Source organism: Dethiosulfovibrio faecalis (assembly GCF_021568795.1).
Taxonomy (GTDB): Bacteria; Synergistota; Synergistia; order Synergistales; family Dethiosulfovibrionaceae; genus Dethiosulfovibrio; species Dethiosulfovibrio faecalis.
Genome location: NZ_JAKGUE010000015.1, coordinates 59954 through 68210, shown reverse-complemented (window position 1 = coordinate 68210; position 8257 = coordinate 59954). Strand labels below are relative to the sequence as shown.

Annotated in this window: 7 protein-coding genes; 2 read left to right on the top strand and 5 right to left on the bottom strand. The window is 54.2% G+C overall.

Going from position 1 to position 8257, the window contains the following annotated elements; all coding sequences use genetic code 11:
- Positions 1-39: 39 nt before the first annotated feature.
- From L2W58_RS10330 to L2W58_RS10310, 5 genes are all read right to left on the bottom strand, one after another.
- Complete coding sequence (locus L2W58_RS10330; protein WP_236103260.1) at positions 40-1047, bottom strand: ABC transporter ATP-binding protein; 1008 nt, start codon at positions 1045-1047, stop codon at positions 40-42.
- A complete protein-coding gene (locus L2W58_RS10325; RefSeq protein WP_236103259.1) occupies positions 1048-2028 on the bottom strand; it encodes an ABC transporter ATP-binding protein in 981 nt (326 codons plus the stop codon).
- A gap of 17 nt (positions 2029-2045) precedes the next feature.
- A complete protein-coding gene (locus L2W58_RS10320) occupies positions 2046-2945 on the bottom strand; it encodes an ABC transporter permease (protein WP_236103258.1) in 900 nt (299 codons plus the stop codon).
- Between the two features lie 10 nt (positions 2946-2955).
- On the bottom strand, positions 2956-3921 hold the full coding sequence (locus L2W58_RS10315) for an ABC transporter permease (RefSeq protein WP_236103257.1): 966 nt from the start codon (positions 3919-3921) through the stop codon (positions 2956-2958).
- A 92-nt stretch (positions 3922-4013) separates the two neighbouring features.
- Positions 4014-5627 carry an ABC transporter substrate-binding protein gene (locus L2W58_RS10310; RefSeq protein WP_236103256.1) on the bottom strand — a complete coding sequence of 538 codons (1614 nt, stop codon included), beginning with the start codon at positions 5625-5627 and terminating at the stop codon, positions 4014-4016.
- Between the two features lie 216 nt (positions 5628-5843).
- Between L2W58_RS10310 and L2W58_RS10305 the strand changes: the two genes are divergently transcribed.
- Positions 5844-6599 carry a DeoR/GlpR family DNA-binding transcription regulator gene (locus L2W58_RS10305; RefSeq protein WP_236103255.1) on the top strand — a complete coding sequence of 252 codons (756 nt, stop codon included), beginning with the start codon at positions 5844-5846 and terminating at the stop codon, positions 6597-6599.
- A 65-nt stretch (positions 6600-6664) separates the two neighbouring features.
- Positions 6665-8191 carry an ATP-binding protein gene (locus L2W58_RS10300; RefSeq protein WP_236103254.1) on the top strand — a complete coding sequence of 509 codons (1527 nt, stop codon included), beginning with the start codon at positions 6665-6667 and terminating at the stop codon, positions 8189-8191.
- Positions 8192-8257: the final 66 nt, after the last annotated feature.

The window sequence follows — 8257 nt, the reverse complement described above, 5'->3', positions numbered from 1 at the left end:
GGTCCCTAGGGACCGCCGCTTTTTTGTGCTTTCGAGCCTTCAACTCTGCGATTTCATCAGGTGGCACGAGACAACATGTCCCGGCTCCATCTCTTGTGCCTCTGGTCTCAGTCGGGAGCAAAGAGGCATGGCCTCCTTGCATCTTCCGTGAAACGGACATCCGGAGGGAAGGTCTATCGCGCTTGGAATCTCTCCCTTAGGAAGGTCCTCTGTGTCGGAGGTCTTCCCGGATATCCTGGGGATGGCTGAGAACAGCGCCCTGGTATATGGATGCGACGGGTTCGAGAATATCTGTCGTTTGTCCCCCTTTTCCACGATGTATCCCAGGTACATGACGGCTATCTCGTCGCTTATGTGTTTGACCACCGAGAGGTCGTGGGCTATGAAAAGATAGGAGAGAGATAGTTCGTCCTTAAGGTCCATCAGCAGGTTCAGTATCTGAGCCTGTATGGAGACGTCCAGTGCCGATACCGGTTCGTCCGCTATTATAAGCTCCGGTTCCACCGCCAGGGCCCTGGCTATGCCTATTCTCTGTCTCTGACCTCCGCTGAACTGATGGGGGTATCTGGATCCCTGTTCCGCCCTGATCCCGACCCGTTTAAGCAGCTTCATGGCCTTTTCCCTCGCCTCTGCAACGGAGGATGAAGTTCTATGAAACAGCATCGGCTCGGTCAGTATGTCCAAGACTCTCTGTCTGGGGTTTAGGGACGCATAGGGATCCTGGAATATCATCTGCATCCTCTTTCTGAGAGGGAGCATCTCCTCTCTGGAAAGCTCGGTTATGTCCCTGCCGTCGTAGGTTATACTTCCCGATTTCGGCTCTATCAGCTTTATTACCGTCCTTGCCGCGGTGGATTTCCCGCAGCCCGACTCTCCCACTATGCTGAAGACCTTCCCCTTTTTCACGGAAAAGCTTATCCCGTTCACCGCCTTGACGATCCTCTCTTTTATCGTAGGCCGTCCCTTGTCGAAGGTTATTTTGCTGAGAAGATCGGGGTTCAGGTCGAAACTCTGAACCAGATCCCGTACGTCCAGAAGGTGTTCCATCTACAGGCTCTCCTCTCCGAGTGGAAAATGGCATGCCGCCAGGTGTCCCTCCGCAACCTCGACCAGAGGCGGTTCCTTTTCGTCACATATGGCTCGGGCGAAGGGGCATCTGGGGGCGAAGCGACAGCCTTCGGGCAGATCGAACATATTGGGAACGATCCCCTTTATGGTGTCCAGCTTCTTTTTGTCTCTATCCAGGTCCGGTATGGAGCCTATTAGTCCCCTGGTGTAGGGATGGGCGCTTTTGTCTATGACGGTCCTCGTGGTCCCGGTCTCCACGATCTTACCGCAGTACATCACGTTGACTCGGTCGGCCATCTCGGACACCACCGCCAGGTCGTGGGTTATCAGTATCAGGGATCTTCCCCTGTTTTTGACCATGTCGGACATCAGCCTGAGGATCTGGGCCTGTATCGTCACGTCCAGAGCGGTGGTCGGCTCGTCGGCTATCACTATTTTAGGATCCGCCGCCAGGGCTATGGCTATGACCACCCTCTGTCTCATTCCGCCGCTGAACTGATGAGGGTAGGCTCGTAGCCTTTTCTCCGGGGTGGAGATGCCCACGGACCTCAGAAGCTCGATAGAGGCTTCCTTTCTAGCCCTACCGTCCATGTCGGTGTGCAGCCTCAGAGTTTCGTCCAGCTGTCTGCCTATTGTGTATACCGGATTCAGAGAGGTCATGGGGTCCTGGAATATCATGGAGATATCCCTTCCCCTCACCCGGTTCATCTCTTTCTCGGAGAGTTTCATTAGATCGCTGCCGTCGAATTCGATGGAGCCCGATTCTATCCGTCCCGGCTCGTCTATCAGTCTTATGACGGAGAACCCCGTGACGGATTTGCCTCCTCCTGATTCTCCCACTATGGCCAGGATCTCACCGTGATCCACGGAGAAGGACACTCCGTCCACCGCCCTGACGGTCCCCTTGAAGGTGTGAAAGTAGGTCTTGAGATCCTTAACTTCCAGGAGTCTTTCAGCCATATCGATCCCTCCCCACGTCACTTTAACTTTGGGTTCAGCTCGTCTCTCAGGAAGTCCCCGAGGAGGTTGGTGCCGAACACTATGACCATGATGTAGAGCCCCGGAAGGATCGAGACCCACCAAAGGCCGCTGTAGAGCACCGAGAATCCGTTGTTGCACAGCATCCCCAGGGATGGCCGGGTAAGAGGTACTCCCAGGCCGAGAAAGCTCAGGCTGGCTTCGGTCAATATGAACGATCCGACCTGTATCGTCGAGAGGACTATGATGGATGCGAAGACGTTGGGCATTATGTGTCGGAACAGTATCCTGCGGTGGGGGAGCCCTATGACCTTAGCTGCTTCGACGTACTCGTTTTTCTTGACCGAAAGGGTCTCGCCTCGGACGGTCCTGGCGTATCTGACCCAGCCCACCAGAGTCAGGGATATCAGTATGTTAACCACGCCCCTACCCAGGACGGACATGAGGAACAGGGCTATCAGCATTGTCGGAAACGAAAGCTGTATGTCCGCTATCCTCATTATCACGTTGTCCACCTTGCCTCCGAAGTATCCCGCTACCAACCCCAGGAATATTCCTATGGCGCTTGCCAGAGCGGTTCCAGCCAATCCGATGAAGAGAGACACCCTGCTTCCGTAGACTATTGCGCTAAGCATATCTCGCCCCTGTTGGTCCGTTCCGAGAGGGAAGTCGGGGGATCCTCCTTCTAGCCACATAGGCGGTTTATAGGCGTCCTTGAGCTCCAATGTCGCTATGTCGTAGGGATTTTGAACCGTCCATATGGGTCCCAATACGGCGATGAGAATGACCGAGATAACCAGGATGGACCCGACTATACCGGAAGTGGATCGGATATAGTTGTGGAAGAACTCGGTCTTTCTCAGATCCGTAAGAAATCCCTTACTCGTCGCTTCAGCCATTTGGTCCTCCTCACTGTAGATCTATCCTGGGATCTATGAACACATACATAATATCCACCACGAAGTTGATGAAGACGAACATGACCGCCACGAAGAGTATATAGGCCGCTATTATCGGACGATCGGCGCTGTTTATGGCGTCTATAAGCAGCTTACCCATTCCGGGCCAGGCGAAGATGGTCTCGGTTATGGTCGTAAAGGCTATGAGACTACCCATCTGTAGGCCGAAGATGGTCACGACCGGGATAAGGGTGTTCTTCAGGGCGTGACCGAACAACACCTTTCTTCGGGGTACCCCTTTCGCCCTGGCGAACTTCACGTAGTCCTGTCTCATGTTTTCCTGCATCCCCGAGCGGGTCAACCTTATTATCGTGGCTATGTTGCCCAGGGCCAGGGTCACGGCTGGAAGCAGTATATGTTTCCAGCCGTCCGATGTGGCCAGACTCGTCGATATGCCTAGAAACTCGGCGGTCTCCCCTCTGCCGGAGACGGGAAGCACCCCTAGGAAAATGCCGAAGAAAAATATCAGGACCATGCCTATCCAAAAGGAGGGCATGGATATTCCCGCTATGGAGAAGGCCATGACCCCCTTGCTGAAGGGGTTCTTGGGGTAGGCTCCGGATATTACCCCTAGGGGAATGCCTATGAAGGCGGACAGCAAAAGGGCGACCGAGACTATCTCCAGGGTCGCTGGAAATCTCTCGACGATGAGTCCCAAAGCCGGTAGGTGGTACATATAGGATTTACCGAAGTCTCCCGATAAGGAGTTCTTCACGAAGATTCCGTACTGGACCGGCAACGGCTTGTCCAATCCCAGATATTGGGTGACCGCCTGGATTTCCGCCTCGGTGGCGTTCTCCCGGACCATCAGATATACCGGATTTCCCATGACGCTTGTGAAGACGAATACGATGATGGAGACTGCGAACAGCACCAGAAACAGCTGCCCCATTCTCTTAACTATGAATCTGAACACGGTCAACCTCCGTGGGTGCGATAGAGACCATGGCGGATCCTCCTGAAAGGGAGAGATCCGCCGTGACGGTCGATTTTTTTAGGATCGAAAGCTCAATCCTTGAACTCTACGTCCCAGGCATATACGTACTTGTCCTTTCTGGGGTGGTAGACGATGCGGTCGTTGCAGGCGTAGATGTCCTTCTGGAAATGCAGGGGGATGTAGGACACGTCCTCGGCGGCCATGGCCCATACGTCTCTCATGATCTTCGCCCTCTCTTCCGGATCGGATGTCGACATCGCCAGGTCTATCAGTCTGTCCGCCTCGGGGTTGAGATAGTAGCCTCTGTTGACCCCTCCGTATCCCTCCTTGACTGGTCCGTCCTGCCTGATGCTGTACACCAGGTCCAGGGCCATCAACGCACTCTCGCCGCCGGAGTCGGCCCATCCGGTCATGCAGAGATGGGTGTTGTCGCCGGTCTTGTTGGAGGAGCTTATGTAGGAGAAGAACACCGTCCTGGACATAAGGTTAAGGTTTACCTTTATCCCCACCTTCTCTAGATATCCGGCGATTGCTCCGGCAATGGCTCCGTCGTTGATGTAGCGGTCGTTGGAGGCATCTAGGGTTACTTCGAAACGATAGCCGTCTTTCTGTCTGGGATATCCCGCCTCGTCAAGAAGCTTTTCCGCCATCTTGGGGTCATAGGACAATCTTCGTATGTCGCCGTTGTAGCCGTTGAAGCCCTCGGGTATATAGGTCGCCGCCGGTTCTGCGAAGCCGTTCATCACCTTGTCTACTATCTCGTCCTCGTCGATGGCTCTGTATATGGCCTCCCGCACCTTCCTGTGCTTGAAGGGGTTTGACCCGTCCGGAGACCTGAGAGGCATCTTAGCGTCCACCGACGGCTTGTCGGTCCATCCTGCCAGGTTCAGGTATATTACCCTGAGGCTCGGCTCGGACAGTACCGATATCCTCTTGTTCCTCTCCAGTATCTTCACGTCCCTTACGGGGATGTCCACCACCAGATCGGCCGCTCCGGAGAGCATGTTGGCGGTCCTGGTGCCCTCGTTGGTGATGGGCTTGAAGGTGACTTTCTCCGGTGCGGGTTTTTCTCCCCAGTAGTTTTCGTTTCTGACTAGAACGAGCCTATCCCCACGTAAATGTTCCTCCAGCATATACCTGCCGGTTCCGTTGGGATGAAGGGCGATCCAGTCGTCTTCCTTGCCCTTGCAGGTTTCCTCGTCCATTATGGCCAGGTCTTTGAGGTGAGCCAGTAGAAGGGCGTTGGGATCCTTGCATACGACCCTCAATGTGTGGTCGTCCAGTTTTTCGTAGTTCTCGACGGTGGAGAGGCAGTAGGTGAAGGCCGATTTCCCGCTTCTCTTGGAGCGGTCGAAGGAAAAAATTACGTCGTCGACGGTGAAGTCGTTACCGTTGTGGAATTTGACGCCCTTCCGTAGGTGGAAGATCCATGTTCTGGAATCGTCGGAGATCTCCCAGCTCTTGGCAAGTCCCGGGAGGGGTTGTAGGTTCTTGTCCGGCTCCACCAGTCTGTCGAATATGTGGTAGTTCAGCGCGTTGGTGATCGTTTCGTTGAGAGGGTAGGGATCCAACGAGTAGGCGTCTCCCGCCAGGCCTATCACTATGTCTCTCGGTCCCGCTGCGTGACAGGCCGCCGCTTGGATCACGATAAATGCCGTCAGGATAGCTAAAGCTGCTCTTTTCAAGATGACGATTCCTCCTTTTGGAACGTGTCCATATAGTGTATTCGTTACTGGATACATGATATCGTCTGAAAAATCAAAAGTCAACTGCTTCAGTGTGTGAAAGTTCGATGTTTCAAGAAGTAATCATCTCGATGGAGAGACGATGTCATCTCGGCGTTATAATGATCAAGATAAAGGGACGAAGAAGACACGATATATGAAGGGAGAGTCGGACTCTTGGGCGCGAAAGAGGATAGACGGAAAGCTATACTTGAGGTCCTTCACAGAAAGGGCAGCGCTAAACCGGCCGATCTTGCGGAGGATCTGTCGGTTTCTCTGGTCACCATAAGAAGGGATATAAAGGACCTGATATCGCTGGGGAAGATCTCGTCGGGATACGGTTTCGTGAGACTTCAGTCGAGTCCCAGCGGGGCGGAACAGTCTTTCGCCAGACGACTTCACGTAAACGTGGACGTGAAGAGATCTCTGGCTATTAAGGCCATGGAATACATAAACGACAACGACGTCGTCTTTCTTGGAGCTGGTACGACCTGTTATTTTCTGGCCGAACTGCTGGTGAGTCGCTTCACCAGGCTGCATATAGTCACCAACGGCCTCAAGGCGCTGGAGATATTGGCGGGGGCGCAGGGATTCAACGTGGAATGTGTCGGAGGCAGTCTTCTCCCCGGTTTCAACTCCATGGTAGGTCCCAAGGCGGAGTCGTCGCTCCGGTCATCGTTTTTCTCCAAGGCCTTTCTCTCCTGCGCGTCCTATCGATACGATTCGGGGGTGTTCGATCTATCCCCTTTCACCGCGGGAGTTAAACAGGTGGTGGTGGGCAATACGAAGCAGCTCTATCTGATGGTTGATTCCAGTAAGATAGGTGCGGCTGCGCCTTCCTTGATAGCGCCGGCCGAGAGCTTCGGACACGTGATAACCGACGATCCTGAGATGAAGGTTCCTCTGGGGATTTCGGTTAGTTCGGCGGTTTGATGGGTAGTTCCTTTCGTCTATCCCTCAAAGGCAAGGTGATAGGGCTCGTCTTTTGTTTTTTCCTGATGAGCTCTCTGGTGACCGGCCTGGTCATAAGGGGAACGGTCATTCCCATGTTCGAGAGGAGCATGGCGGAGGACGCTATGGACATCGCTTTGTCCGTGGCTCACATTCCAGGGATAATCGATAACGTCGGTCGACCCGGCGGAGCGGAGATAGTTCAACCCATAGCGGACGGAGTAAGAAAGAAGACCGGAACCGAGTTCGTCGTGGTGATAGACACGAATGGGATTCGATATTCCCACAAGATCCCTGAGAGGATAGGCAAAAGAGTGGTGGGAGGAGACGAAGGAAGGGCGCTTCTTGGAGAAGCCTACGTCTCTCGGGCGATCGGAACTCTAGGCCCCTCCCTGAGGGCTTTCGCTCCAATCTACAGAGAGGGCGAGCTGGTGGGAGCGGTACTCGTCGGCATACTTATCGACAGGGTAAACGCAGAGACCTGGAGGCTGACGACCAACGTTCTCATGGCCCTTGCTCTGGGGTTGGTGGTCGGCATAGTGGGAGCCACAGTGCTCGCCGACGGGGTCAAGCGATCTATGAGAGGTTTCGAGCCGGAGGAGATAGACAGGTTTCTCTGGGAAAGAGAGGCCATGCTGGAATCGATAAAAGAGGGGATCCTGGCAGTGGACGGAACCGGAAAGGTAACCCTCGTAAACGGCGAGGCCCGGCGGCTTTTGGGACTTCCCGATTCGGGCGTTATAGGGTGTCAGGTGGACGTGGTCGTCCCGAACAGTCGTCTTCCTCAGGTGTTGAGTTCAGGCGTCCCCGAGTACGACAGAGAGCAGGTGTCTGAGAACGCCAGGATACTCACCAACAGGGTGCCCATAGTATGTCAGGGAAGAACGGTTGGAGCCGTGGCCAGTTTCAGGGATATGTCCGAGGTCACTTCGATGGCGGAGGAGCTGACCGGTGTCAGACGTTACGTCGATGCCTTGAGGGTGAGAAACCACGAGTTTCTGAACAAGCTTCAGACTATAAGCGGACTGGTTCAGCTCGGGGAACACGACCGAGCCGTCTCCTTCATATCAGAGACAGTCCAGACTACCCAATCGGTGATGTCCTTCATCGCGAGAAGGATAAAAAACCCGTCGGTAGGCGGTCTGATCCTGGGGAAGATGGGCCGTTGTCGGGAGTTGGGGATCGAGTTTCGAATAGACGAAGACAGCTATCTGGGACCTCCCGGAAGGGTCGATTCCAACGCTCTCGTGGCGATACTGGGGAACCTGTTGGAGAACGGTATGAACGCCCTTATGGACGTGCCGAGGGATAGACGGAGGATGTTCCTGTCTCTGTTCGACGAGTCGGGGCGGATAATAATATCGGTAAAGGATACCGGGCCGGGAATCCCGGAAAAACTGGAAGAGGATATCTTCGAGAGAGGTTTCTCCACCAAGGGCGAGGGGCATGGCGGATACGGACTTTTCAACGTCAAGTCCCTGGTGGAAGCCTACGGAGGGGAGATAAACCTGGAGTCCAGGGAAGGGGTCTCCACCGAGTTCCTGGTGAACCTGCCGAACGAAAAGAAAGGATAGAGGAAAAAATAAAGGATAGTAGAAAAAGAATATGTTTTAGGCGCCGATCGAGGATTCAAAAACCAC